Source organism: Alcanivorax sp. HI0044 (assembly GCF_001634945.1).
Genome location: NZ_LWEZ01001501.1, coordinates 1 through 1,099 on the forward strand (window position 1 = coordinate 1; position 1,099 = coordinate 1,099).

The following is a 1,099-nucleotide window of genomic DNA, read 5'->3' on the forward strand; positions in this document are numbered from 1 at the left end:
CTACGCCGTTTCGTCATCCTCACTGACTATCAGCGGGGATGATGAACAGCTCCTGGACCTGCTCGGTCACCAGGCCACAGCAACACAAGCCCGCGCCCTGCTCACCTATAACCAGCATGCCAGCAGTATCAACAAACCGATTCTGGGTAATTATGCGCGCCTGCGGCTGGCCGCACTGGCGCTGAAAGACGGCGATACCGAGTTTGCCCGTCAACAACTCAGTGAAGTGGAGCAGAACAGTCCGGCGGCTGTGGATGCCGCCCTGTTGTTGGCAGAAAGCTATCGGCGCGATGGCGACAAGGAGCGGGCCAGAGCCTGGTTTATCCGTATTGCCGCGCGTTTTCCGGGCAACCCCCGGGCGGTATCCGGCCTGGTACTGGCTGGCGATGACTGGCGCAACCAGGGCGCCGATGCGCTGGCCCTGCCGGTGTACAACCTGGCGCTGACCAAGGCGGCGGAAAACCTGCAAGCCCTGAATCAACTCTCCAACGAGCCGGATCAGTTATACCGCACCCTGACCAATACCGTGGCCGGCAACAGCACCACAGTCATGGACCAGCTGGTTTTGGCCATGGTCCGTGATAACGATAGCGAAGTACTTACGGCCACCCGCCAGTTGATGGCCGCCCACCATCAACACAAATGTCTGGACCGCAGGGAAACCGATCTGCACAACGCCATCCAGCATGCCACCGCCAGAGACCTGACCAACGGGGCCTTTCGCACCGCAGCAAAGCGTGAAAAAACCGCCACCGAACAGGAAATTGCAGACTTGCAGCGCATCCTGCGAAACGCCCCGGATGCCGACGAACTGAAAGCACAGCTGGCCAACGCGAGGGAACGGCTGAAACGCCTGAATACCCGGCTCAACAAACTTGGCGGAACCGCACTGCCGCCGGCGCTCCAGCAACGCAAAGACCAGCTGGCACTGGAGAAACAGCAGGTGGAATCGAATCTGACTAACGCGCGGCGCCAGGTGCGCAAAGCGCTGCAAGCGCAGCTCCCGGAACTGGAAACGTTCTACCGGAACCTGGCGGGAGAAGCGCAACTGGGCAAAGCCCAGTTGCTGCAGAAGAAGTCCTGATGATGAAGGATGCCT

Annotated in this window: 1 protein-coding gene; it reads left to right on the forward strand. The window is 60.2% G+C overall.

Annotated features, from left to right (window positions below):
- Positions 1-1,084 (forward strand): tetratricopeptide repeat protein (locus A3730_RS32095; protein ID WP_063539008.1); only part of this gene is annotated, 1,084 nt, incomplete at its 5' end.
- Between the last annotated feature and the right edge of the window lie 15 nt (positions 1,085-1,099).